General features: G+C 55.9%; 22 protein-coding genes. 4 read left to right on the top strand and 18 right to left on the bottom strand.

The features are described from left to right. Nucleotides 1-384: 384 nt before the first annotated feature. The 4 genes from C8P63_RS05670 to C8P63_RS05655 all read right to left on the bottom strand — a co-directional run bounded on the left by C8P63_RS05670 (nucleotide 385) and on the right by C8P63_RS05655 (nucleotide 3,290). The gene (locus C8P63_RS05670; protein WP_108022373.1) at nucleotides 385-699 is read right to left on the bottom strand and encodes a c-type cytochrome; all 315 of its coding nucleotides are present in this window, start codon (nucleotides 697-699) and stop codon (nucleotides 385-387) included. A gap of 155 nt (nucleotides 700-854) precedes the next feature. Next, nucleotides 855-1,109, bottom strand: a complete 255-nt coding sequence (locus C8P63_RS05665; RefSeq protein WP_108022372.1) for a hypothetical protein — start codon at nucleotides 1,107-1,109, stop codon at nucleotides 855-857. A 121-nt stretch (nucleotides 1,110-1,230) separates the two neighbouring features. Next, a complete protein-coding gene (locus tag C8P63_RS05660; protein ID WP_108022371.1) occupies nucleotides 1,231-2,016 on the bottom strand; it encodes an enoyl-CoA hydratase/isomerase family protein in 786 nt (261 codons plus the stop codon). Between the two features lie 128 nt (nucleotides 2,017-2,144). Next, complete coding sequence (locus tag C8P63_RS05655; protein WP_211308246.1) at nucleotides 2,145-3,290, bottom strand: conserved virulence factor C family protein; 1,146 nt, start codon at nucleotides 3,288-3,290, stop codon at nucleotides 2,145-2,147. 378 nt (nucleotides 3,291-3,668) lie between these two features. Here C8P63_RS05655 and C8P63_RS05650 point away from each other — a divergent pair, with 378 nt between their 5' ends. After that, nucleotides 3,669-4,454, top strand: a complete 786-nt coding sequence (locus tag C8P63_RS05650) for a YwqG family protein (RefSeq protein ID WP_108022369.1) — start codon at nucleotides 3,669-3,671, stop codon at nucleotides 4,452-4,454. Nucleotides 4,455-4,887: 433 nt separating this feature from the next. Here C8P63_RS05650 and prfB read toward each other — a convergent pair. From prfB to C8P63_RS05585, 13 genes are all read right to left on the bottom strand, one after another. Then, nucleotides 4,888-5,998, bottom strand: a protein-coding gene (gene prfB / locus C8P63_RS05645) for a peptide chain release factor 2 (RefSeq protein ID WP_108022368.1) whose coding sequence is annotated in 2 segments (ribosomal slippage) — nucleotides 4,888-5,925 and nucleotides 5,927-5,998 — 1,110 coding nt in all. Because the reading frame shifts where the segments join, the coding sequence is not laid out codon by codon here. A gap of 83 nt (nucleotides 5,999-6,081) precedes the next feature. Beyond that, a complete protein-coding gene (gene secA, locus C8P63_RS05640; protein ID WP_108022367.1) occupies nucleotides 6,082-8,625 on the bottom strand; it encodes a preprotein translocase subunit SecA in 2,544 nt (847 codons plus the stop codon). Between the two features lie 247 nt (nucleotides 8,626-8,872). Then, entirely contained in the window at nucleotides 8,873-9,433 is a 561-nt protein-coding gene (hpf, locus tag C8P63_RS05635; protein WP_108022366.1) for a ribosome hibernation-promoting factor, HPF/YfiA family, read from the bottom strand. Nucleotides 9,434-9,617: 184 nt separating this feature from the next. Next, nucleotides 9,618-9,821 (bottom strand): cold-shock protein, encoded by a 204-nt coding sequence (locus C8P63_RS05630; RefSeq protein ID WP_211308247.1) that lies wholly within the window; start codon nucleotides 9,819-9,821, stop codon nucleotides 9,618-9,620. A 121-nt stretch (nucleotides 9,822-9,942) separates the two neighbouring features. After that, entirely contained in the window at nucleotides 9,943-10,674 is a 732-nt protein-coding gene (locus tag C8P63_RS05625) for an amino acid ABC transporter ATP-binding protein (protein WP_108022364.1), read from the bottom strand. Further along, nucleotides 10,674-11,354, bottom strand: a complete 681-nt coding sequence (locus tag C8P63_RS05620; RefSeq protein ID WP_108022363.1) for an amino acid ABC transporter permease — start codon at nucleotides 11,352-11,354, stop codon at nucleotides 10,674-10,676. Before C8P63_RS05620 ends, C8P63_RS05625 begins: the two co-directional genes overlap by 1 nt. A gap of 178 nt (nucleotides 11,355-11,532) precedes the next feature. Further along, nucleotides 11,533-12,309 (bottom strand): basic amino acid ABC transporter substrate-binding protein, encoded by a 777-nt coding sequence (locus C8P63_RS05615; protein WP_108022362.1) that lies wholly within the window; start codon nucleotides 12,307-12,309, stop codon nucleotides 11,533-11,535. A gap of 247 nt (nucleotides 12,310-12,556) precedes the next feature. Continuing rightward, nucleotides 12,557-12,829, bottom strand: a complete 273-nt coding sequence (locus tag C8P63_RS05610) for an HU family DNA-binding protein (protein ID WP_108022361.1) — start codon at nucleotides 12,827-12,829, stop codon at nucleotides 12,557-12,559. Between the two features lie 138 nt (nucleotides 12,830-12,967). Next, nucleotides 12,968-13,678: a ComFC family protein gene (locus C8P63_RS05605; RefSeq protein ID WP_108022360.1), complete on the bottom strand. Its 711-nt coding sequence runs from the start codon at nucleotides 13,676-13,678 to the stop codon at nucleotides 12,968-12,970. Continuing rightward, entirely contained in the window at nucleotides 13,675-15,315 is a 1,641-nt protein-coding gene (locus C8P63_RS05600) for a hypothetical protein (protein ID WP_108022359.1), read from the bottom strand. Before C8P63_RS05600 ends, C8P63_RS05605 begins: the two co-directional genes overlap by 4 nt. Nucleotides 15,316-15,377: 62 nt before the next feature. Continuing rightward, a complete protein-coding gene (locus tag C8P63_RS05595; RefSeq protein ID WP_108022358.1) occupies nucleotides 15,378-15,752 on the bottom strand; it encodes a glycosyltransferase family protein in 375 nt (124 codons plus the stop codon). Nucleotides 15,753-16,031: 279 nt separating this feature from the next. Continuing rightward, nucleotides 16,032-17,234, bottom strand: coding sequence for a methionine adenosyltransferase (metK, locus tag C8P63_RS05590; RefSeq protein WP_108022357.1), 1,203 nt, complete (start codon nucleotides 17,232-17,234; stop codon nucleotides 16,032-16,034). Nucleotides 17,235-17,431: 197 nt separating this feature from the next. Further along, on the bottom strand, nucleotides 17,432-19,726 hold the full coding sequence (locus C8P63_RS05585; RefSeq protein ID WP_108022356.1) for a S8 family peptidase: 2,295 nt from the start codon (nucleotides 19,724-19,726) through the stop codon (nucleotides 17,432-17,434). 114 nt (nucleotides 19,727-19,840) lie between these two features. On the opposite strand from C8P63_RS05585, the gene C8P63_RS05580 reads away from it, so the two are divergent. From C8P63_RS05580 to C8P63_RS05570, 3 genes are all read left to right on the top strand, one after another. Beyond that, on the top strand, nucleotides 19,841-20,803 hold the full coding sequence (locus C8P63_RS05580; RefSeq protein ID WP_108022355.1) for an LCP family glycopolymer transferase: 963 nt from the start codon (nucleotides 19,841-19,843) through the stop codon (nucleotides 20,801-20,803). A 113-nt stretch (nucleotides 20,804-20,916) separates the two neighbouring features. Continuing rightward, nucleotides 20,917-21,999 carry an LCP family protein gene (locus C8P63_RS05575; protein WP_108022354.1) on the top strand — a complete coding sequence of 361 codons (1,083 nt, stop codon included), beginning with the start codon at nucleotides 20,917-20,919 and terminating at the stop codon, nucleotides 21,997-21,999. A gap of 425 nt (nucleotides 22,000-22,424) precedes the next feature. Then, entirely contained in the window at nucleotides 22,425-23,072 is a 648-nt protein-coding gene (locus C8P63_RS05570) for a YigZ family protein (protein WP_108022353.1), read from the top strand. Between the two features lie 544 nt (nucleotides 23,073-23,616). Here C8P63_RS05570 and C8P63_RS05565 read toward each other — a convergent pair. Then, a complete protein-coding gene (locus C8P63_RS05565) occupies nucleotides 23,617-24,411 on the bottom strand; it encodes a MetQ/NlpA family ABC transporter substrate-binding protein (protein ID WP_108022352.1) in 795 nt (264 codons plus the stop codon). Nucleotides 24,412-24,414 lie beyond the last annotated feature (3 nt).

The raw sequence follows: 24,414 nt of genomic DNA, 5'->3' as shown, positions 1-24,414 counted from the left end.
GGTCTCGCTATGCACTCACAGAGCACAAGTCTCGCCGGGGGTCGCTTCACTCCCCGGTCTCGCTATGCACTCACAGAGCACAAGTCTCGCCGGGGTCGCTCACTCCCCGGTCTCGCTATGCACTCACAGAGCACAAGTCTCGCCGGGGCAGGACAGCAAAGTCGCTATTTTGGGTAAACACTTCCCCTATTCCCGAAACGAACATGAAATCATCACGCTTCCAGGGGACTGCATCGATCAGAAAGAAGGCTGTCCCGGAATCCCCGCGAATCCGGGTACGGGTGGCGAAGCAACTCCTTGACCATCCACTTGCTGCCTTCCCCACTTTCCAGGATCTTTATGGAAAGATTCACGCCCACCTTTGAAGGGTGGGCGTTCATTGACTCATTTCTTTTTTGCCAGCCATTCCGCCAATTTGTCCCGCTGGGCGTCGGACAGCTGGTTCTGCGCCGGCATCTGTCCTTTTCCGTTCTTGATGATCTGCTCGATGTCTTCCTTGGAATGTTCCGCCCCCACGTTTTTCAGGGACGGTCCCGCGTTACCCTCCAAGTTCTGACCGTGACAGCTGGCACAGTTGTTGCTGTAGAGCGCCTTCGGAGACGATTCCTCGGAAGGGCCCTGTTTCGTCCCCCCTGGCGGAGCGCAGGCGGACAAGAGTAAAAATGTCATCGCCATCCCGGCAACCCATCCCTTTTTCATCCAACCGCTCCCTCCCGTTTCCCGATGCTGGGTTATCAAGGATTATGTTCCACGAAAAATCGCCGGATATTCCTCCGGCGATTTTTTCGGATTCGAAAAAGAGGAAACCTCCCTGCTTCCGGTGCGCATTAGCACCACTACACGTATTTTGGGGGTCAGCTGCCCTTCTTTTTCTGCTCCGGTTCTTCCTTCGATTCGCCCTCTTCTTTGCTGTCACTCCCCCCTTCTTCGGAGCCCTTTTCCCCTTCTTCCCGTGGCTGGTAGGGTTCCCTGAATGCTCTCTCCAGCTCCTCCACCTCTTGGCTCCGCTTGCGGGAGATTCGCGAATTCAGAACAATGATCGCAACCAAAATCAGTGCCAATGCCACCCAAACACCCATCGGGATCTTTTGCAGCCAATCGGAAATCATGGATCATCTCCTCCTTAATCCAACCCTTGGGTCAACACGTCGCGACGTGAACTGACAACAACGGGACACCCTGTTGTTTCGTTGATGATTTCCCGGAAAATGACACCGCATTCGGACACTGTCACTTGCCGCGGAAAGAAGCTTTCCTCTTTTCAAGAAACGCGTCCATTCCCTCCATCCGGTCTTCCGTGTTGAAAACGGTTCCGAAATGGGAGGCTTCCAGACGCAGGCCCGTCTTCAGGTCGGTTTCCGCCCCCTGATTGATCGACTTTTTGATGAAATTCATGGCCACCGGCGCCTGTTTCGACAAGGTGCGGGCCAGGCTTTTCGCCTCCGGGAGGAGCTGTTCGTGAGGAACCACTTTTTGGACGATTCCCAGTCGATACGCCTCCTCCGCGGGGATCATCTCCCCGGTCAGGGCATAGTACTTGGCCGTCGATTTTCCCACCAGGCGGGCCAATCGTTGGGTGCCTCCGTATCCGGGAAGGATGCCCAGATTCACCTCGGGAAGACCGAAACGGGCTTTTTCCGAAGCCAACAAGATGTCCCCGCTCAGAGCCAGCTCAAATCCCCCGCCCAGTGCGAATCCGCCTGCTGCCATGATCACCGGGACCGGCAACTCCTCCAACCGGGAAAAGAGTGCCTGCCCCTTCTCCGCCAAGCGTTCAGCTTCATGGGCGGAGGGGATTTCCCGGAGCTCCTTGATATCCGCTCCCGCGACAAAGGCCTTTTCCCCGGAACCGGTGATGATCAAGGCACGGATGTCACCGGACTCTTCCACCCGGTCCAACGCCTGCTCCAGTTCGTCCAGGGTTTCCCGGTTCAGGGCGTTCAGCACTTTGGGGCGATCAATCGTAAGCAACGCCCACCCCTCATGACCTTCCAGACGGATGTTGTTCCACTCCATCCTCCCACCTCCGTCACATTCTTTGAAAAACGCGACCGTCACAAGTATTCGACAGAGAATCCAAAATTCCTTTACCGGTTGACCCCTCTTGTCGCCGGGCTTCCCACGGCCCCAACAGGAGTAACGGTTCAATCTTCGCCCGGGTTTTCATTTCTTTGGGTCATCTGTCGCCACACGGACCCGCCGGCTTCTTCTCCTTTTTCGATCCGCTCCAAAGCCATCTTCACCTGCATGCGGACTTCGAATTCCGGATCGTTCTGGGCTTCGCGGAGAGCGGGGAGAGCCGATTCGTCCCCCGTCTCGTAAAGGAACATCGCCGCCCGCCAACGGACCAGTTTGCTCTTGTCTTTCAGCGCTTCGATCATCGGGCCGATGGCGTCGGGATCCCCCAGATCGGAGAGACAGTCCCCGGCGGTCCGCCGAACGGTGACGGAGGGATCCTTCAGCGCCCGGTACAGAAAGGGGAGAACCTTCGGATCTTCGATGGAACCGAGATACGCGGTCGCCAGCCGGCGGATCGAGGGTTTCGGATCCCCCAGGGCTTTGCCCAGGACCTCCAGATCCTCCAATCCCGGGTCCATCCGTTCCAGCGCGGCATAACGCTTTCGCCAATCCGGGTCATCCAGCATCTCCGGCGTCACCTTGATGGCTTTTCTACCGGCGGGTTCCGTGACGGAGCCCTTCTTTTTCATGGCCTGTTGGACCAATGCCCGGAGGCGATTTTGGTCATAGGCCGCCGAGAGTTCCTCCACCACTTCCTCGCCGATTTCGTCCAGATCCCCGTAACGGACATCCCGCTCTTCCCACCGGCGTTCCATCACCATATTTTCCGATGCTTTCTGCGCTTCCATCACTGCCTCCGCAAATCGGGGCGGGAGTGCAACCCGCTTTTCTTCACCGTCGCGCGTCAGTTTCACTTGGATCGGAAGCCCGCGGAAGGTTTGCACATGCACTCGGACTTCCCCGAATCCTTCCGCCGGATCACCGGTCCCTCTCTCCGGTTTCGGACCCCTGTTTTCGGTTTCATCACCAAAAACTTCCCGAACCCCGGAAAGGATCTGCTCCCAGTTTCCGGTGGAATGTCGCTCGACGGAAATAAAATCGGCCACGCGAAAGACACTCTTCACCCCTTCCAGTTCCAACAACCGCCGGATCGTTTCCGGGGCTTCCTCCAGCTTGTCCGGCGTGTAGGTACGGGCCTTTGGAACGGATTCATCCACGTTGAGCTTCATCGTGTTGGGGCTGGGGGTGGGTTCGATCGAAAGAAGTTTCAACGGCGTCCCCTCCTGTCTCACTGGATTTTCCATTTCAGATTATGACCCAACCGGAAGCGTTGTGATGGAGTGTCAGGCTCAGAAGAAGGGAAGAGATGCGTTTCCCGAAACAGCGGCTTTGCTGTCCTGCCCGTCGGAGTATCAGCCAGCAAGGTTCAGGGGCAAATGCTTCTCTGTGTTTCATTCGCAGTCACCGCCGCTCACTTTTTCACCATACTTCCGGTGGATACAGTTCTTTCCTTTATCCGCCCGGCGGGGGGTTATCGGCTAAACCGGATTCTACCACAACTCCCCCGGACTTTCATCCGGCCCCTCCTCCCCCGTTTCACGTCCCTTGATAAAGGGTTAAAATGAACAGGAGGGAAACGGAGGGATTCGATGCGTAAAACGATGGAAGAAAAGGTCAGAGAAGTGCTGGCGGAACAGGGGCTGTCGGAAATGGAGGAAGAAGTGATCGGAACACTCGTCCCGTGCGTGATGATCCGGCTTCGGGAGGAAGAGACGGTACCGCGCGGGAGTTCCAAGTTCGGCGGCGTTCCCGACCTTCCCTCCGACCTTTCCTACCCCTTCAGCGAGGGAAAGCCTCTCCCCTTCATCGCCCAGTATAACCTGGCGCAACTGAGAGAGGTCGACCCGATGAGCCCGCTTCCCGACCGGGGAATGCTCTATTTCTTTGCGACGGTGGACGATCTCCTCTGGGGAGCCCCCTCGGACCGGATGAGCGGAAAAGTCATTTATGCCGATGCCGAGCGGGAGGAACTGGTCCCTGCCCCGCTTCCGGAAGATCTGCCCCGGGAAGTGCGTTATCCCGAACGGGGAATCGACTTTCGCTTGGAGAAGTCATTCCCCAACGTGGACGCCCCTGAAGATATGGAAGAGATCTGGTTTGATCTGATGGATCGCCTGTATGATCTGGAAGGCAGGGAAGGGGGTTACCATCAGGCCTTCGGACCGCCTCTGGAGCTGGAATCGGACGTATTCGAGGCCTGCCGGGAACAGACGGGGAAAAAAGAGGCCGACTGGGTGCTTCTCCTCCAAGTGGATTCGGATGAGGAGCTCGACATGGTCTTTGGAAACCGGGGCATGATTTACTTCTGTATCACCCGGAACGATCTTCTGAAGGGTAACTTCGATGAAGCCTGCCTGGTGTTGCAAAATCCGTGAAATCGAACCATCCGTCGTGATTTCCCCGCCTGGGGCATTCCGCTCCCCGGTCTCGCTATGCACTCACAGAGCACAAGTCTCGCCTGGGGTGCTCCGCTCCCCGGTCTCGCTATGCACTCACAGAGTACAAGTCTCGCCTGGGGCGCTCCGCTCCCCGGTCTCGCTATGCACTCACAGAGCACAAGTCTCGCCTGGGGTGCTCCGCTCCCCGGTCTCGCTATGCACTCACAGAGTACAAGTCTCGCCTGGGGCGCTCCGCTCCCCGGTCTCGCTATGCACTCACAGAGCACAAGTCTCGCCTGGGGTGCTCCGCTCCCCGGTCTCGCTATGCACTCACAGAGTACAAGTCTCGCCTGGGGCGCTCCGCTCCCCGGTCTCGCTATGTTCTGTTGCAAAAAAAGGCTGCCCTTCGGCAGCCTTTTTGTCGTGCGGGTCAGTCTCCCGCATTCATCTTTTTGCGCAGGTACGCCTCGATGAAAACATCGATCTCACCGTCCACCACAGCTTGGACATTGCCCACTTCAACCTGGGTCCGGTGGTCTTTGACCATGCTGTAAGGATGGAACACATAAGATCGAATCTGGTTGCCCCAGCCGATCTCCGTCTGTTCTCCCTGCAGCTCGGCCAGTTCTTTTTGCTTCTCTTCCATTTGCCGTTCCACCAAACGCGCTTTCAGGATCTTCATGGCACGCTCCCGGTTTTTGATCTGGGACCGTTCCGATTGGCACGTGACCACGATATTGGTGGGGAGGTGCGTAATCCGCACCGCCGAATCCGTGGTATTGACGTGCTGACCCCCGGCGCCGCTGGACCGGTAGGTATCGATCTTCAGGTCTTCCGACCGGATCTCAATGTCCCCGTCATCTTCAATCTCCGGCAGGACGTTGGCGGAAACGAAAGAAGTGTGACGGCGTCCCGAAGCATCGAAGGGGGAGATCCGGACCAGGCGGTGGACCCCTTTTTCAGCCTTGAGGTAGCCGTACGCGTTATGACCTTTGATCAAAAGGGTGACACTCTTGACGCCGGCTTCCTCCCCGGGCAGATAGTCCAGGGTCTCCACTTTGAACCCTCGTCGTTCCGCCCATCGCGTGTACATTCGGAGGAGGATTTGGGCCCAGTCCTGGGACTCCGTTCCCCCCGCACCCGGATGGAGTTCCAAAATGGCGTTGTTTTTGTCATAGGGTTCGTTCAGAAGCAATGCCAGCTCAAAATCGTCCAGTTTCTGCTTCAGTTTTTTGAGACCCTCCACCGCCTCGGGCATCATGGAGTCATCGTCCTCTTCGGCGATCAGTTCGGTCATCACCTGGATTTCCTCCTGGCTTTCCTCCAGTTCTTTCATTTCCTGGACGAGCCATTTGAGACGGTTGTTCTCATCGATCACTTTTTGCGCCTTGGCCTGATCATTCCAGAAGTCAGGATCGGTCATCTCCTGTTCCAGGGCCTGGATGCGCTTCTCCTTTTGAGGGAGGTCAAAGAGACCCCCTGATGTCCGCCAATCGCTTGGCTGTATTGTTCAGTTCCTGTCGAATATCGCTCAGTTGCATTTTCTCACTTCTCCTTCTCCATTGGGATGCGTCGGCACGACAAGGACAAGGATATCATAGACAGAACCGGGTGGAAAACCGGTTCAGCCGGTTTGGGCGGCCCGGCCGCAACAGTGTTTGTATTTCTTCCCGCTGCCGCAGGGGCAAGGTTCGTTGCGCCCCACCTTTTCGGTTCTCCGAATCGGTTGCCGCTTCGGTTTTTCTTCCCCGGAATGGGGAGAGCCGCCGGAAGAAGCAGTCTGGTTGGTCGCCACTTCTTCCCGTTCGATCTCTTCGCCTTCATCCAGCTCCGACTTCATCACATAGCGGACCACTTCTTCCTGGATCTCCCGGATCATCTCCTGGAACATCTCGTATCCTTCAAACTGGTATTCACGCAAGGGATCCGTCTGGCCGTAGGCACGCAGATGGATGCCCTGCCGCAGCTGATCCATGGCGTCAATGTGATCCATCCACTTCCGGTCCACCGTCCGAAGAATGACCACTTTGGCAAACTCCTCGAGTCGCTCGGACCCGATCTCTTTTTCCCGGCGCTCATAATGGTCCTTCAGTTTTTCAAAGAGGAAGTCGACCATCTCGTCCCGTTCCAGACCTTCCAGATCCTCTTCATCCACTTCTCCCTCTTTCAGGAAAGAGGAGTTGGCCAGTTCCACCACGGGCCCCAGGTCCCAGTCTTCGGGGATGTCGTCCTCCGGCGTATGGGCTTCCACCACACGTTCGATCAGCATCTTGCCCATGTCGAGGACGATTTCTTTCAACCCTTCGCCGGTCAGAACCTGCCGGCGCTGCTTGTAGATGATTTCCCGCTGTTGGTTGAGGACATCATCATACTGCAGCACCCACCGACGGGCGTCGAAGTTGTTCCCTTCCACCCGTTTCTGGGCATTGGCCACCGCCCGGGAGAACATCTTCCCTTCGATGGGGGTGTCTTCGTCCATCCCGAGACTGTCCATCATGCCCTGGATCCGTTCAGAGCCGAACCGGCGCATCAGTTCATCCTCAAAGGAGAGGTAGAACTGGGACGAGCCGGGGTCTCCCTGGCGGCCGGCACGCCCCCGGAGCTGGTTGTCGATCCGGCGGCTCTCGTGCCGCTCGGTGCCGATGACGTGCAGACCGCCCAGTTCGTCGACGCCTTCACCGAGAACAATGTCCGTACCCCGCCCCGCCATGTTGGTGGCGATGGTCACGGCTCCCCGCTGCCCGGCCTGGGCGATGATCTCCGCTTCCCGGGCATGATTTTTGGCATTGAGCACTTGGTGGGGAATGCCCCGTTTCTTCAGCATCCGGGAGAGTTTTTCCGACTTTTCGATGGAGACGGTCCCCACCAGGATCGGCTGTCCGGTGGCGTGACGGTTGACGATCTCTTCCACCACGGCCCGGAATTTGGCCTCTTCGGTCTTGTAAAGCTGGTCCGAGTGGTCCTTGCGGACCATCGGTTTGTGGGTGGGAATCTGGACCACGTTCATGCCGTAAATCTTGCGGAATTCCTCTTCTTCGGTTTTGGCCGTGCCGGTCATTCCGCACAACTTGTCGTACATGCGGAAGTAATTCTGCAAGGTGATGGTCGCCAGGGTCATGCTCTCTTTTTGCACCTGGATTCCCTCTTTGGCTTCGATCGCCTGGTGAAGTCCGTCACTGTACCGGCGACCGTGCATCAGGCGGCCGGTAAAATCGTCAACGATGACCACTCCGTCCTCGTTGACGACATAATCCTGATCCCGTTTCATGATGACGTGAGCCTTCAGGGCTTGCTGGATGTGATGGTTGGCGGTGATGTTTTTGGCGTCGAACAGATTGTCGATCCCGAGGAAGGACTCCGCCTTGTCCACCCCTTGTTCCGTCAGGGAGACGCTTTTGGTTTTGATGTCCACCGTATAGTCCTCTTCGGGTTTCAGCCTCCGCACCAGTTTGTCGGCGGCGTAGTAAAGGTCTGTCGCCTTGTTGGCTTGCCCGCTGATGATCAGAGGGGTCCGGGCCTCGTCGATGAGGATGCTGTCCACCTCGTCGATCAGGGCATAGTTCAGTTTGCGCTGGACGATCTGTTCCGGATAGAGTACCATGTTGTCCCGGAGATAATCGAACCCGAACTCGTTGTTGGTTCCGAAGGTGATGTCCGCCTGATAGGCCTCCCGTTTTTCTTCCGGCTCCATCCCCGGAAGGTTCAGCCCGACTTTCATCCCGAGAAATTCAAATACCTGCCCCATCCATTCACGGTCCCGACGCGCCAGATAGTCGTTGACGGTAACCACATGGACACCATCCCCGCTCAGCGCGTTCAGGTAGGCCGGCAGGGTGGATACCAGGGTTTTTCCTTCCCCGGTTTTCATTTCGGCAATGTTTCCTTGATGCAGAACAATCCCGCCCACCAACTGGACGTAGAAATGGCGCATCCCCAAGACCCGCTTGGCCGCTTCACGGACCACCGCATAGGCTTCAGGAAGCAGGTCGTCCAGGGTTTCCCCTTCGGCCAACCGTTTTCGGAACTCCTCGGTCTTTCCTGTCAATTCCTCGTCGGAAAGGGTTGAGATTTCCGGCTCCAAGTTTTCAATCTGATCGGCGATTTTGTAACACTTCTTCAGCTCCCGTTCATTGACGTCGGGAAGCATCTTTTTCAACAGGTTGAGCATCCGCCTTCATCCCTTTCGTGAGACTGCTTGGAACTCCCGCACAAACCCGCCTCGGTCTCTATATGCCTGACAGACCATTTTGTCTGAGGATTCCATGATCAGGTACTGTCTATTAGTTTAACAAAAAACACCCCTTCTTTTCACGTTTTCACAAAAGCTTCAGAACCCATCCAAACAAAAGGGCAGCACGGACGGCTGCCCTTTTGGGGATGATCCTCTGTGAGGACCGGATGGGGTTTTATCGTGTTCATTCGGGTTCAATCAACCCGTACTTTCCGTCTTTCCGTTTGTAGACCACATTCACCTCATTGGTGTCGGCATTGGAGAAAACGTAAAAATTGTGGCCCAAAAGATCCATCTGCAAAATGGCTTCCTCGGTATCCATCGGTTTGAGGTTGAACCGTTTTGTGCGGACCACTTCAAATTCGCTTTCTCCCTCTTCGTTTTCCAGGTGATTTTCTGCGATCTCAGGGGCCGTTCCGTTTTCCAGGTTGCGGATGGTGCCGTCCTGGCGGAACTTTCGATTCACTTTCGTTTTATACTTTCGGATCTGGCGCTCCAGCTTTTCCACCACATTGTCGATGGCGGCGTACATATTCTCCGTGGCCTCTTCGGCGCGAACCAACAACCCGGGAAAGGGGACCGTCACCTCCACCTTGTGTTCGTCCCGGTATACACTCAGGGCTACATGGGCTTCGGTTGCCGAGGTGGAATCAAAGTACTTCTCCAGACGGCCCAACTTTTTGACCACGTAATCTCGAAGCGCCTGGGTCACGTCAATGTTGTTCCCTCGGATGTTGTACTTCATCAAGCGAATCCCCCTTTTCGCCTTCTACTGTTATGTATTCCCGTTATGAGGTATAATTCCTCCTGCGCCTGAACAATTCATCGCAGAAAATCACCCTGATTTACTGAGTTGGGGGAAAGAAACGGCGGAAATTAAAAACCCCCCCGAAACAGTCGTTCAGGAGGGATCGATTTCGTTGTTTGGGTCAGGCAAGTTTCGTTACGTTGGCAGCCTGCGGTCCACGCGGGCCTTCCACGATTTCAAACTCGACGGATTGACCTTCGTCCAACGATTTAAAGCCTTCTTCCTGAATTGCGGAGTAATGAACGAAAACGTCGTCCCCGCCATCGCGCTCGATGAAACCATAACCTTTTTCCGCGTTGAACCACTTGACTTTGCCTTGCATAATAACAATCCCTTCATAAATTGATCCACATGAAATACCGAAGGGTCTTCCATGTAGAATCACTATAACACTTCAAAACAGGTAAAGTCAAGGAAATTCCCGGGTATCGGAAAGAGGGGATCCATCACAGGACTTTGCTTAAAAATGCCCGGGTTCGATCCTCCCTCGGCTGATCGAACAGTTCCGACGGTTTGCCCTCTTCGATGATCCGCCCGTCATCCATGAAAAGGACCCGGTCACAAACCTCACGGGCAAACCCCATCTCATGGGTGACGATCACCATGGTCATCCCCTCCCGGGCCAGATGTTTCATCACCCCGAGCACTTCTTTAATCATCTCCGGATCCAAGGCGGAAGTGGGCTCGTCAAACAGCATCACTTTCGGGTCCATGGCCAGTGCCCGGGCGATCGCCACCCGTTGCATCTGACCTCCGGAAAGCTTCTCCGGGTATACGCGGGCTTTCTCTTCCAGTCCCACTTTCCTCAGAAGATTCATCGCTTTCTGTTCGGCTCTCTCTCGATCCCATTTCCGAACCCGTATCGGGGCGAGGGTGATGTTTTCGATCACCCGCATGTGGGGAAACAGGTTGAACTGCTGAAACACCATCCCCATCTCGGTCCGCACCTGATCGAGATTGGTGTCCGGTGCGGTCAAATCCTTCCCGCCCACCACCACTTTCCCTTCCGTGACCGATTCCAAGAGATTCATGCAACGGAGCAGGGTGCTTTTTCCGGAACCGCTGGGACCGATCAGGGAGACCACTTCTCTTTCCCGGACGGTCAGGTCGATTCCTTTGAGCACCTTTGTGCTTCCGAAGTTTTTAACCAAACCCTCGATCCGGATCCTCTCTGTCATCAACGATCCTCCCCTTCCGTGCTGTATCGTCGTTCCAACCAGAAAACGACCCGGGACAAAAGATAGGTTAACATGAAGTAAAGCACGCCCGCTGTGATGTAGGGAGTCCACCGTTCCCAAGTGTTTTTCGCGGTGATATTGGCCGCATAGGTAAGATCGTGAACCGCAATCGGGGCCACCAGGGAGGAATCCTTCAATAAAGCGATAAACTCGTTCCCCAAGGGGGGAAGCATCCGTTTGAAGGCTTGGGGAAGGATGATATGACGCATCGCTTGGGCATAAGACATTCCCAGAGAGCGCGCCGCCTCCATCTGTCCTTTGTCAATCGATTTAATTCCTCCGCGGAAAATCTCCGCAATATAAGCTCCCGCATTAAGGGAGAGAGCAACAAAGCCGGAGAAGATAAAGTCCGGCACCTCCAACTTCATCACATCTTCCCATATGGTGGGAATCACCGCGAAATGGACGAAAAAAATCTGTAAAAGAAGAGGCGTGCCCCGAAAGATATCCACATACACCTTGGCCGGGATCTGCAGCCAGCCGATGCCCGACAGTCGCATCAGCCCCGTGGTCAACCCGATGACCAGTCCCACGGAAATCCCCACCAGGGTTAATATAAACGTCACCCAAACACCGGTGATAAAAAGATTCTTATATTCCCAAACAACGGACCAGTCCATGAAAACACTCCTCTGCAAACATTTGAAGGAATCAGAGTTCGGGTGTTGGATGGATAAAACCAAAGACTTATTCACAGAGTTATCCACAGTATCCACAAGATTTTATACAATTAACGAATTTCTTAATGATCCTTCATCCGACCGCAAAAAAGGGGTGCATCGCACCCCCGTAAGGACCTTACTTCTCCCCGAAATACTTCTGGTAGATCTTGTCATAGGTGCCGTCTTCCTGGATTTTCTTCAGGCCCGAGTTGATTTTTTCAAGAAGATCTTTATTCCCTTTTTTGACGATGATTCCGTAATACTCCTTTTCAAAGGAAGCGTCTTCGACTGTCTTGAACTTTCCTTCCGGCAGTTTTTGCTTCATGTAATCCTGAACCACCCCGTTGTCGGCCACCACCGCATCCACCCGGCCGCTGGCCAGATCGTCGATGGCGGCCGGGGTGTCATCGTAACCCCGGATCCCCTTGTACGTCTTGCCGAAAGCCTCCTGCACCACCACCTCCCCGGTGGTTCCCGACTGAACGCCGATCTCTTTTCCTTTCAAATCCTTCAGCGACTTCACATCCGAATCGGCGGGCAACAGGATCAACTGCTTGGCCTCGAAGTAAGGTTCCGAAAAGTCAAATGTTTCCTTTCTCTTCTCGGTGATGGTCATTGCCGAGATCCCCGCATCCACTTTTCCCCGCTTGACCGCTTCAAAGAGAGGGTCCCAACCCGTGTGTTTCACGGAGACTTTCATCCCCTCCGCTTTGGCAATCGCCTTGATGATGTCGATGTCGAATCCGGTGATTTCCCCGTCGCCTCCCTGCGTTTCGAAGGGAGGATAAGCGGCGTCGGTCCCCACTTTCAAAAGTTCCCCGCCGCCGGAACCGGCGGAACTCCCGCTGCAGCCCGCCATGATCAAAGCGATTGCCAGAATAATGGACAAACCGATTCCCTTTCTGTCAAGCATGCATCCAACCTCCCTCAAGGTGTTGCGCAATGAATGGATGATGTCATTCGCGTATGAATTATTTTAAGTTCATTTGCATAATTATTCAATTTGATATTGTTACCAACCTCCTGTTGATTCATTATTAAAAAAAGAATGACTTCGGATCATTTGATTTTAGGTTCGAGAAACCGGATCGAATTTCCTCCCCCTGCGGACACAAAAAACCCCCGGTCCGTTCCCGGAGGTGAAGAAAAATGGTGATTTTTCAGTTGACGGATTCTTTCAGCTGTTTTCCGGGCTTGAAGGCGGGAACTTTGCTGGCCTGAATCTGGATCGTTTCGCCGGTTTGGGGGTTACGGCCGGTCCGGGCGGCCCGCTCCCGCACCTCGAAGTTGCCGAAACCGATCAGAGAGACCTTTTCCCCTCTGCGGAGAGCATCGGAAATGGAAGTCAGAACGGCTTCCACCAGTTCTCCGGATTCTTTCTTGGTCTTCCCGGTCGCTTCCGCCACTTGTTCAATCAATTGAGTTTTGTTCAAGTAAGGCACTTCCTTTCAAATCTCTTCAATGAAAGTCGGATTCATCGGAATGGTTGAGAGATCTCTATTCCCCTTTGTTTCCCAACTCTTGATGTCCTATACCCCTTCTTCCATAGGAATCTAACATTTTCCTCCGGTTCACCGGGCCAACGTAACGGAACAAACCCGGTCGGCTCCGGCCGCTTTCAACGCGCGGGCACACTCTAGCAGAGTCGTCCCCGTGGTATAAACATCATCCGTCAGCAGCCACGTTCCTTGATCCGCCCCCGGGATGCGTTCCGGTTTCACCCGGAAAGCGCCCCGAAGGGCTTTCAACCGTTCCCGGCGGCTTTTCCGGCTTTGCGGCAGGGTCGGACTCACCTTGACCAGGACCGGAATCAGGGGCAGCCGCAGCAACCGGCCCATTTCCCGGGCCAACAGCTCCGACTGGTTGAACCCCCTTCGTCGCAACTTATCTTCGTGAAGTGGGACGGATACCAGCGCGTTTGCCCGAATTCCGCACTCGAAAACCCGCTCCGCCATCATCTCGGCCAAGGGGAGGGCCAGACATTCCCGGCCCCGGTATTTAAAGAGCCGGATCAGCTCTTTTGCATAAGCGTTATACCGAAGGACCGCCACGTTGCGCTCCAGTACTCCGGGAGGGTGGTGAATGCAATCCTCGCATGTCGTCCCCCGGGTTCCCCCTCTTCCGCAACGGGGACAAACCGGTAAGTGGATCCGATGCAGCCGGCCTCTGCAGGACATACAGATCCGGTCCCAGACACCGGCCCATGGGGTCACACGATGGGGACCCCCGCACAGACAGCACCTTCCGGGACCGGCAAACCACCTCTCCCACCATCCGGTCAAGGCTCCTCCCCCTCCGTGCGCAGATAGCCTCTTTTTGCAGCCAGACGGTTCCACTCCCGGATGTCCCGGATGGCTCCGATTTGGGCTTCGGTACGGACGGACGGGAAAAAGCAAACCCTCCCCTTTGGATACGTTCCGGATCTTCCCGCCTTTCCCGCGATCTCAATCAAGACCGCCTTTTGGAACACCGGATGATCGGCCCCCGCCACCCCGATGTGACATCGGGGGACGGCCACCCCTTTCCCCACGGAGGGTGTCGTCACCAATCCTTTCAGTTCCCCCGTCAAGAAGGAGTGGATTTTGCCGCTTTGATCCGGATCGCCGCCCGTGGCAGCATCGAATGGCACTTTTCTCAAAACCGTCCGGTTCCGGATCCACTGAAGGAGAGAATCCGCCTCCGGGACTCCGGGTACGAACAACAACACCTGCCCCCCCTCTCCGCAAGCACCGGTCAAAAACGTTTCCAGCGCGGGGATGGATGCTCTGTGCTCCACTTTCCTCCAAAACCGCCATACCCGGCTCACTTCGGGAACGGGCAGGGGAAAGCCGTGATATCTCACCGGCACGGTGATCAGGGAGTTTCGCCTTCGGGCCCGACGTCTCCGGGAACGGGAGGGGGTGACCGTCAGTTGGATCCGCTTCCCCGTGACCGCAGCCGCCCTCCGGATGCCGTTCCACCAACCGGAAACCCCGTTCAGGAGATCGGCCTCCCCTTCATCCACCACCACCAGTTGAAAACGATGGTAAAACCGGATCGCCTGCGGGGCGGTGGCACAAGTGAGCTCGGCATCGGCCCAATGAGCCCCGGCATCTCCGTGAACTTCGGCCACCCGGGTTCCCGGAAACACGCTTCTCATCCGCTCCGCCACCTCGATCACTTCCTCCTTCCGGGGAGAGAGCCAAAGCACCCGCCCCCCTTCTTCCATGGTGCGGCAGACAGCGGGAAATACCATTTCCTTCCTTCCTGCATCGATCACCCCCCAGACCAGAAGCTCTTCTCCCTCACCGGAGAGCCACCGGAGGCATTCTCTCGCAGCATCCCGCTGTGACGGGGACAAAATCGGCCGTTCCATCTCCACATTCCCCGGGGGAATTCGGTCGCAAGCGGGCTCCAGCAGAAAAAAAGGGGTGCATGCGCGGCTCTTTCCCAGAATGACACACTGATCACACCAGGCACACTTCCCCCCGCATCGCGCACATGTCCCCGTCCGAATCTGCCCCGCTTTCCCCCCGCACCTTCGGCATCGTCGGCGAAGGGCGGGTCCCGCATCGTCCACCCCCGGAAAAACCGACGCCCTTCCGGTGAGACAAAGCCATTGCAACGCCGACGCCGTTCGTTCCGCCGATCCGAACCCCTCCCCCCAACGGAGGACTTCGTCCAAGGTCAAGGCTCTGCCGCCGAGCTCACGCTGCAGGTGAAGAGCATCGGATTCCATGAGAGTATCCCTTCCCGCGCCGGTGTGGAACCGTCCTCCTGGGAAGCCTTGATCTCCGGTCTTCCGGAAAGCTTGTCCGAAAGAAGAATACTGTCCCTCCGGCCGCATTTCTTCCCCTCTGAGTTTCCAATAGAGACGGTCGGCTTCGGGATAAAGGGTGACAAAAGAACGGCCTCTTACTTGATAAGTGGAAAAACGCATGACTCTTCTCCCTCCCCATGATAAAGCCCCTCCACCCGGGAGGAGGGACGGTCGTCCGACAGTTACGAACACCGGTTTCTGAGGTCCAGAATGGAGGCCTCATCCCGGCCGTCATCCATCTGGTAAGGAGGTTCGGCCCGGAGGTGAAGATCCAGGGAAGGATACCTTTTCTGCAACCGTTGGAGTATGGGACCGGTATCATCGGAAGACCCCTCATCAAAACAAATAATCTCCAGGGGTTCCCCCCTCACTCTCCTTCGAAAGGAGTAGGAACGGACCACCCCTTCCACACAACCCTGACTGTTCCGGGTCAAGAGGATCAACCGGGAGGCCTTGCCCCCTTTCTTCGGCGGTTGGCTGAATATTCGTGAAAATAAGCCCGCCATCAACCCGATCACCGCGAACAGCGCAACACCTGCGAGCAGCCATTCTCCCATCACTTCTGTCCTCCTTTTTGCCAGTATATGCTCGGGCAAAAAGGAGGTTCGGGGGGAGAAAACTCCAAAAAGGCCGTCTTTTTCACTTTACAATATTTTACTGATTCTGTCGAGACACCCACGGGACATCAGGGTCAAAACCTTGCCGTCGTCCCCTCTGATCCTTGATCGAAGATGACTGCAAGAATGTGACAAACCCCCAACCGGACGCAGGCAAAAACGGGTTGCCCGCTGTGTCCGATGGGGGTTTGCATTGGGAAGTATCTCTTGACGTTCAGATCAAAGAGCGGCATCCTGCTTGAGGCGATCGGCGACGTCCGTTTTTTCCCAGGGAAGATCGAGATCGGTCCGACCGAAATGACCGTATGCGGCCGTTTGTTTGTAAATGGGACGCCGGAGGTCCAGTTGTCGAATGATCCCGGCGGGACGGAGATCAAAATGCCTCCGGACGAGACGGACCAGTTCCTCCTCGTTCAGGCGGCCGGTCCCGAAGGTGTCGACCCGAATGGAGACGGGACGGGCCACCCCGATGGCATAGGCCAACTGGACTTCGCATTTGTCGGCGAGGCCGGCCGCCACAATGTTTTTGGCTACGTAGCGGGCGGCGTAAGCTCCGGAACGGTCCACTTTGGTCGGATCTTTACCGGAAAAAGCGCCACCGCCGTGGCGGGCGTATCCCCCGTAGGTGTCCACGATGATCTTGCGGCCGGTCAGACCGGCATCCCCCATGGGACCGCCGATGACAAACCGCCCCGTGGGATTGATATAATAAATGGTCCGCTCATCCAACATTTCTTCGGGAACCACCGGGTTGATCACATGATCCTGAATATCCTGCTTGATACGATCCAGGCTGACTTCTTCCGAATGTTGCGTGGAGACGACCACGGTGTCGATCCGGACGGGCCGCTCCCCTTCATATTCGACGGTCACCTGGGTTTTTCCGTCGGGCCTCAGATAATTCAGGGTTCCGTTGCTCCTCACCTCATGGAGGCGGCGGGCCAGACGGTGGGCCAGGGAAATGGGCAAAGGCATCAGTTCGGGGGTTTCGTTGCTGGCGAAGCCGAACATCAACCCCTGGTCACCGGCCCCGATGGCATCAATCTCTGCTTCGGTCATCTGACCTTCCCGTTTTTCCAGCGCTTCGTCCACACCGGCGGCGATATCGGGAGATTGCTCGTCGATGGAGGTGAGCACGGCACAGGTTTCCGCATCAAAACCGTACTTTGCCCGGGTATAGCCGATCTCCCGGATCGTATCCCGTACGATCCGGGGGATGTCCACATAGCAGGTGGTGGAAATTTCGCCGGAAACCAGGACCAATCCCGTGGTGACGGAAGTTTCACAAGCCACACGGGCATTGGGATCCCGGGAGAGGATTTCATCCAGAACCGCATCGGAAATCTGATCACAAATTTTATCGGGGTGACCGGCTGTGACCGATTCCGACGTAAACAGCGTGCGTCGAAGGTTTTCAGGCAAGGTGGGTCCTCCTTTGACTGCCGGATTTTATCCCAGAAAAGAAAAAGCCCGGATCGATTCGGAGAAACCTTTTTCCCCAGGTCACCGATGGCATCTCGGGCAGACCTTTTCATCCGTTGATGGATCAAAAAAATTCATTTAAAGAATACATGAAAAGAATTTGGAAGACAAGCGGCCACCGTTTTTTTACAGAAAGGTCAACGGCCCACCTGCAACCGATAGCCTTTTTTGGCATCGTTCTCGCCGCCCTGAACACGGAGGTGGTACATTCCTTTGGCCAATGTCCGGATCCGGGTTTCACTCCGGCGGCCTCCGGACAACCGGATCTTTTCCAGGACACGGAGATCTTCGTCATACAGCAACAAAACAGCGTCCTCCGCTCCTTCAGGGACTTTGAACCGAATCGGTGTTTTCTCTTCCCGGCCGGAGAAGTACACATACCAATCCAGATCCGATCCACCCCCGAACTTTCCGGTTCCTTCTTCGCCTTCCTCCAGCAACCGGGCCTGAGCCGACGTGTTGTTCGGCTCAAAAACGTCCCGGTCCCCCGGTTGGAAACGGACCATAAAATGGTAGGGGTCAGGATTCGGGTTGGTCCCGTAGTCCGTGATCCGTACATAGAGGCTGCCGGATTTCACCTTCCATTCGATTTCTTCCGGCTTTCCCTCCGCTTCCCCGTCCACCTTCTTTCCTTTCCAGGACCCTTCCCGCTGCAGGTAGAGAACGGGATCTCCGCGGGGGCTGAATACATCCAGCCTCAGGCTCAGCTTCCCCGGCTTGGACACCTGCAACCGGTACCAATCGTTGTCCCTCTTCCTGTGAAGCGTTCCCCTGAAATGGGTATATCCGGGGGCCACCTTGGCGTTGTACGCATTCCACTGGTGATCATTGTTCTCATATTCATCCGCCTCCTGGCGGTAGTTGTTTTCCAGTTCATACTCCCAGGCTTTGTTTTGGGAAGTGGACAGACAGGCGGTGATCGGTCCGGGGGAGACGCTCAACCTTATTTGTTCTGCTTCTTTGCCCTGATAACGGACGTTTTTTTCCCCGGAAATCTCCACACGCACCCCCTCCGGTTTCCGGTCGGCACCCTTTAACGAAAGGTTCAGGGTGCCGGAATAAGGAACCGAGATGGTATAACAATCCGTGTCATTTTTTCCGTCCAAGACCGCGTTGTAAACCTGGTCCCGGGAAAAAGGCATCGCCGATTTCTTGCCTTCGTTGGGTTCAAAAATATCCTTCCGCGGAGTTTCGGTCAGTGCCGCATAAACATCGATCATGCCGAAACCGTTGTAGGGATCCCACCGGTTTTCCCCGTTGGGATGAGCGGACTGACGGATCAACGCGCGAACCTGGACGGGAGAAAAATCCGGATAACGCCGGAGAATCAGACTGGCCAAAGCCCCCACCTGTGGAGCGGCGAAGGAGGTTCCGGAATCGGTCCCGTAATTTCCGCCGACCACCGCAGCCCGAATCGATTCCCCCGGAGCCACCACATCGATTCCGGGCCCGAAGTTGGAGGTCAGGACCACTTTCCCGTCGGGATCGGTGGACCCCACCCCAATGACGGTCGGAAATGCTGCCGGATAATAGATGGGGCTGTTGTGCAGGAGCTCACCGTCTTCGCTGATGCTGGCGTTCCCGGAGGCCCCGATCACAACCACTCCCTTTTCCTCGGCATAGCGGACCGCTTCCGCCATCGCTTCCGAATAGGTCCAGCTGCCCTGGGACAGCACAATCACATCCGCTTTTCGGCGCACGGCTTCCCGGATTCCCTCGGAGGTGAAGTAGACATCCCCGTCGGACCCGTCTTCCATCACTTTGACGGGCATGATTTGGACAAAATCCGCAGGATTCGACTCCTCCCCCCCCTGACGGCTCCAGCCGCGCCAGACCTCCGCGATGACACCCGCCACATGGGTACCGTGACCCATCCGGTCTTCCGGCGATTGGGAGGGTTCTTTCAGATTGACCCCCTGTGTCAGAAACGGTTTTAAGGCCGGATGGTCCAGATCGGCCCCTGTATCGACCACCGCGACGACAACCGGCTGGTGCCGCCCCCGGAAACGCACCTCTCTCCAGGCGCGGTCCGCCCTGATGCGTTTCAGATAATCGTTCCCCTTTTCGGTGTTTGTCGCGGTATCGGTCCCCTTCCGTTCTTCCACTTGATATTTTTGGTTGGGATGGATAAACTCCACCCCTTCATCGGAGGACCAACGTTCCAGCCACACATCCTCCTTCACTCCCTCTTTCAGACGGACGAGCATCTTGACCCCCTGATCTTCGGTGCGGTGGATCACTTGAACCTCCCGGAGGAATTCCGGATCCGCTTCGCTTTGCTTCCATTTGACCACCCACTCTTTTTCCACCGTTTTTTTCCCCGTTTTCCCGCCATCTTCGGTTGGAGGGGTGTCGCGTCCGTCCTGCGTGCATCCCGAAACCATCAGCCACACCAACGTTCCGAAAAGGATCCACCAACCCATTCTTCCCATCACTCAACAACCCCGCCCCTGTTTCATCAGTTACATCCAGCTTATCACGAAACCGCATGGAATGGGATAAGACGTCCATACTAACCAAAGAAAACCTTGGGGGGAGGTAAAAAAATGGGGAGATACAACCGCAAGACGCTTCTGGCGGTGGTTCTGGCCTTGGGTGTGGTGATCCTTTTCCGGTTACAGGATCCGGAAAATCCACCGTCCGCACCCGAAACTCCTCCCTCCACCCCCTCTCCGGCCCCCATCAGGGACCGGAACACACCGGATGATCCAGCCGCCCCCCGGCTGCGACCGCCCTCTCCCCTCGACCGCCCCGTCAGCCTTCTCCTGATCGGAGTCGACCAGCGCAAAGAGGATGTGGGAAGAGCCGACGCGCTGTTGGTTCTCACGGTCAACCCTTCGTCGAAAACCGTGAAGGTGCTCAATATCCCCCGGGACACAAAGACATGGTTGATACGGGGAAATGGACAGAGGCTCCGGCGGGACAAGATCAACCACTCCTATTCCCTCGGTCACGGGGCCAAGTCCACCGTAAAGACCGTGGAAAATTTCCTCAACATCCCCATTCACGACTACATTAAAATGAACTTCGCCGGATTTCGCTCCGTCATCGATCTTTTTGGCGGGGTGGACGTTCGGGTTCGTCGGAACTTCTCCTACAAGGGTCATCATTTTCGAAAAGGCCCCATGACACTGAACGGTGCCCAGGCCCTGGCTTATATCCGGGACCGTACCGGCGGCAGCGATTATGACCGTCACGAGCGGCAACAACAGGTGTTGAACAGTTTGTGGGAAAAAGGAACACGCTGGTCCACGATCATGAAACTGGATGAACTGTTCCGGATTGTCCGGCGACATTCGGAAACCAGTCTCTCCTTCCCCCAAGCCTGGCGCACCCTGGGCACCGTTCGGGAAATTCCGAAAGAGAAGAGGGAAGTTCTCCGCCTCAGGGGCAAGGATGAATGGAGCAGCCATTATTATCTCGTCGTTCCCGAGGGGGAGCGCTCCCGGGTCAGCCGGGTGCTGAGAGAACATCTGGAGATCGAATCCCATAAAAAAACAGGCCCCTGAGGGTCTGTTTTTATGGGACATTGTTTTCGGCTTGAGGACCTCTGATATTGATAGTAGAATGAGAGAGATAGAGAAAAAACGGAGACGGGCGTAAAGGCAAAGTGGGGTTGGTTATGGAACGGATCGAATGGAGTCGATCGGAGAAGTACAGAAAAAGGAGACGAAAGAAAAAATGGTGGATCCGGGGACTGCTGTTGGTCGTTCTTGCGGCTTTTATCGTCTCCGGATACCTCTTTGCCCAGGTCTGGGGGGCGTTGGCGGGCACTTACGACCCCCTGGACCAGTCGGACAAACGGGACGGGGAAGCGACTTTGGATAAGCCCTTCACCATCCTGATTCTGGGCACCGACGCGCGGCGTGAGACAAGCAATTGGCGGGCGGATGTCATCATGCTCGCCGCGGTGAACCCCCAAAAGAAATCCGTTAAAATGGTCAGCATTCCGCGTGACACCTACGTGAAAATCGCCAACACGGACAATCACTACGACAAAATCAACGCTGCTCCATACTTCGGGCGCCCCAAGGTCAATTCGGAGGGACCGGGACCCGTCAACAACACGGCCCAGACAGTCGAGGACCTTCTGCATGTCCCCGTGGACTATTACGTCAAAGTCAACTTTCAGGGCTTCATCGATGTAGTGGACGCCCTGGGCGGGGTGGACGTCAATGTCAAATTCGCTTTCAGCCAAGCACACTTCGGCGGGGAAGTCATTCCTTTCAAGCCGGGACCCAAACACCTGAACGGCAATGAAGCGTTGGCCTACGTCCGCATGCGCAAACAGGACCCCCGGGGGGACGCGGGCCGTAACGAACGGCAGCGGGAAGTGATGACCAGCCTCCTGGACCGGGCCGTCAGTCTGAATACGGTCACCAAAATCGATGAACTGTTGGATGCGGTCGGCAACAACATGAAGCTGGGAATCAAACCTTCGGAAATTCCCAAACTCCAGTCCGTCTACCAGGACATACCCAAGGAAAACATCGAAACGCTGCAGTTGAAGGGTGAAAACAAGCGGCTCCAGTACTGGTACTACATGGTGACAAACGAAGAACGGCAACGGATGAGCAACATTATCCGCAAACAGCTGGAGTTGGAACCGGAGCCTGTGGAACCATGGGAGACCATTCCGGATCAGAACACAGGGGCACCCCAGGGTTCAGAAACCGGAGGATCAACCGGAAGCGGGGGCCAATGATGTCGGCCCTCTTTTTTTTGCGGAGGGTCACGGAGGGGGGCCGTTCTCATCCCATCTGAGGACCGATCCTCCTTTTTTTTCTGTTCCGGCGGCCTCCAAGCCTCGAAACGACAACGGATCGAATCTTGAACCCATGCTCCTGTCGGGGCCTTTTGGGGCGATTCATCCGGTTGAAAAACCCTTCGGCGGGAATGAGCAAACACGGAAAAGCACTCCTGATAAACGGGCAAAATACCGACAGAAAACATTGCAATCCACCCTTTCACCAGACATCTCATCCGGACGTCCCGTCCGTTGGTGATCAAAATATAAAACAGGGTTGTCCGGCATGGCTACCCTTTCGACAAAGGTTCTCAAAAAAGACGCTTTGATCCGACCCATGTCCAGGGGAAGCTTCCAATCGACAAGGAAAGGGGGGGGACGGGGTGAAGCGGCCATCCGCTTATTCCACCGTCAAAGGATACGGGGAGAAGGAAATTTTGATCAAAAAATCGCGGTTTATCACTTATGTCGACCGTGTCGAAACAGAAGAAGAAGCCACCTCTTTCATCCGGAAAATCTCCCGGCAAAACTGGGACGCCACCCACAACTGTCACGCTTATGTGGTTCTGGACGGATCGATGGTGCAGAAATCGTCGGACGACGGGGAGCCCGCCGGCACCGCGGGACGCCCCATCCTCGAAGTGATCAACCAACGGGAACTGGTCAATACTGCGGTGGTGGTGACCCGTTACTTCGGGGGAATCAAGCTGGGAGCCGGCGGCTTGGTCCGCGCCTACAGCCAATCCGCCGCGGCGGGACTGGATGAGGCCGGAATCCTCCACTGGACGCTTCACCGGGCGTTGAAAATCACCGTGGATTATCCCGCAATGGGAAAAGTGGAACATGAACTCCGGTTAACGGACTATGATTGGGAGCCTCCCGTTTTTACCGACCGGGTTCAATGGACGGTCTGGGTTCCCGTGGGGGATGAATCCGCCATCCGCCAAATGGTGGCGGAGATCACCGGCGGCCGGGGGGAGATTGAGCCGGGAAGAACGGAACACCGCCCCCGGCTCCGGTCCACCCCTTAACAGCGTTGTGAAAAAGTGAGCGGCAGCATTTACCCAAAGCCGCTCCGGCTGCACTCACAGAGCACAAGTCTCGCCTGGGTCGCTTGCTCCCCGGTCTCGCCATGCACTCACAGAGCACAAGTCTCGCCTGGGTCGCTTGCTCCCCGGTCTCGCTATGTACTCACAGAGCACAAGTCTCGCCTGGGTCGCTTGCTCCCCGGTCTCGCTATGCACTCACAGAGCACAAGTCTCGCCTGGCTCGCTCCCCGGTCTCGCTATGCACTCACAGAGCACAAGTCTCGCCTGGGTCGCTTGCTCCCCGGTCTCGCTATGCACTCACAGAGCACAAGTCTCGCCTGGGTCGCTTGCTCCCCGGTCTCGCTATGTCCTGCAGAGATGTGAACGCCCCTGCAGGATGATTCTCCGCCGGGCAGGACAGCAAAGTTGTCATTTTGGGCAAACGCTTCCCCTTTTCTCGACACGAACACGCTTTTAATCACTCAAAAAAGCCCCTGCGCGTCTCAGACGCGCAGGGGCTTTTGGGTGAATCCGGCCTCTCCACTCATCAGAAAGCCGGAACGACCGCACCTTTGTATTTTTTCTCGATGAATTTTTTCACTTTCGGGGAGTGAAGCGCCTTGGCCAACTCTTTCACAGCTTTCTTGTTCTCATTCCCTTCTTTGACGGCCAACACGTTCACGTAGGGGGAATCCTTCCCTTCCAGGAACAAAGCATCTTTTTTCGGATTCAACTTCGCCTGGAGAGCATAGTTGGTGTTGATCACCGCCAGGTCGACCTGATCGAGAAACCTGGGAAGCGCCGCTGCTTCCAGCGGTTTGAATTTCAGGTTTTTGGGGTTTTTCTCGATATCCTTCAGCGTCTTCTCCCCGTTGCGGTTATTCAGCTTGATCAATCCCTCTTTGTCCAACAGGAGCAAAACGCGGGTCATTTCACTGGTGGCATTGGGAAGCGCCACGGTGGCACCTTTTTTCAGTTCGGATACCTTATCGATTTTTTCGGAATAAGCCCCCATGGGTTCGATATGAACCCCCGTCACTTTTTTCAGGTGCCAGCCCCGTTCTTTGTTGGTTGTCTTCATCCAGGGAACGTGCTGAAAAAAGTTGGCGTCCAACTGACCTTCTTCCACTGCTTTGTTGGGTGTCACATAATCCTGGAACACTTTCACTTCCAGGTGGATCCCTTTTTTCTCCAAATCAGGCTTCACTTGTTCCAGAATTTCAGCGTGGGGAACCTGGGTCGCGCCCACTTTCAGTGTTTGCTCGTCTCCCCCCGCTCCGCAGCCGGCCAGTGCCGCGGCCAGTGAGAAGGCCAAGATGATCAGACTGATTCTTTTCCACATATG

Origin of the sequence: Melghirimyces profundicolus (assembly GCF_003054245.1) — a bacterium.
Taxonomy (GTDB): Bacteria; Bacillota; Bacilli; order Thermoactinomycetales; family DSM-45169; genus Melghirimyces; species Melghirimyces profundicolus.
The sequence above is the reverse complement of the archived record's forward strand: the minus strand, read 5'-3'. Positions and strand labels throughout refer to the sequence as shown.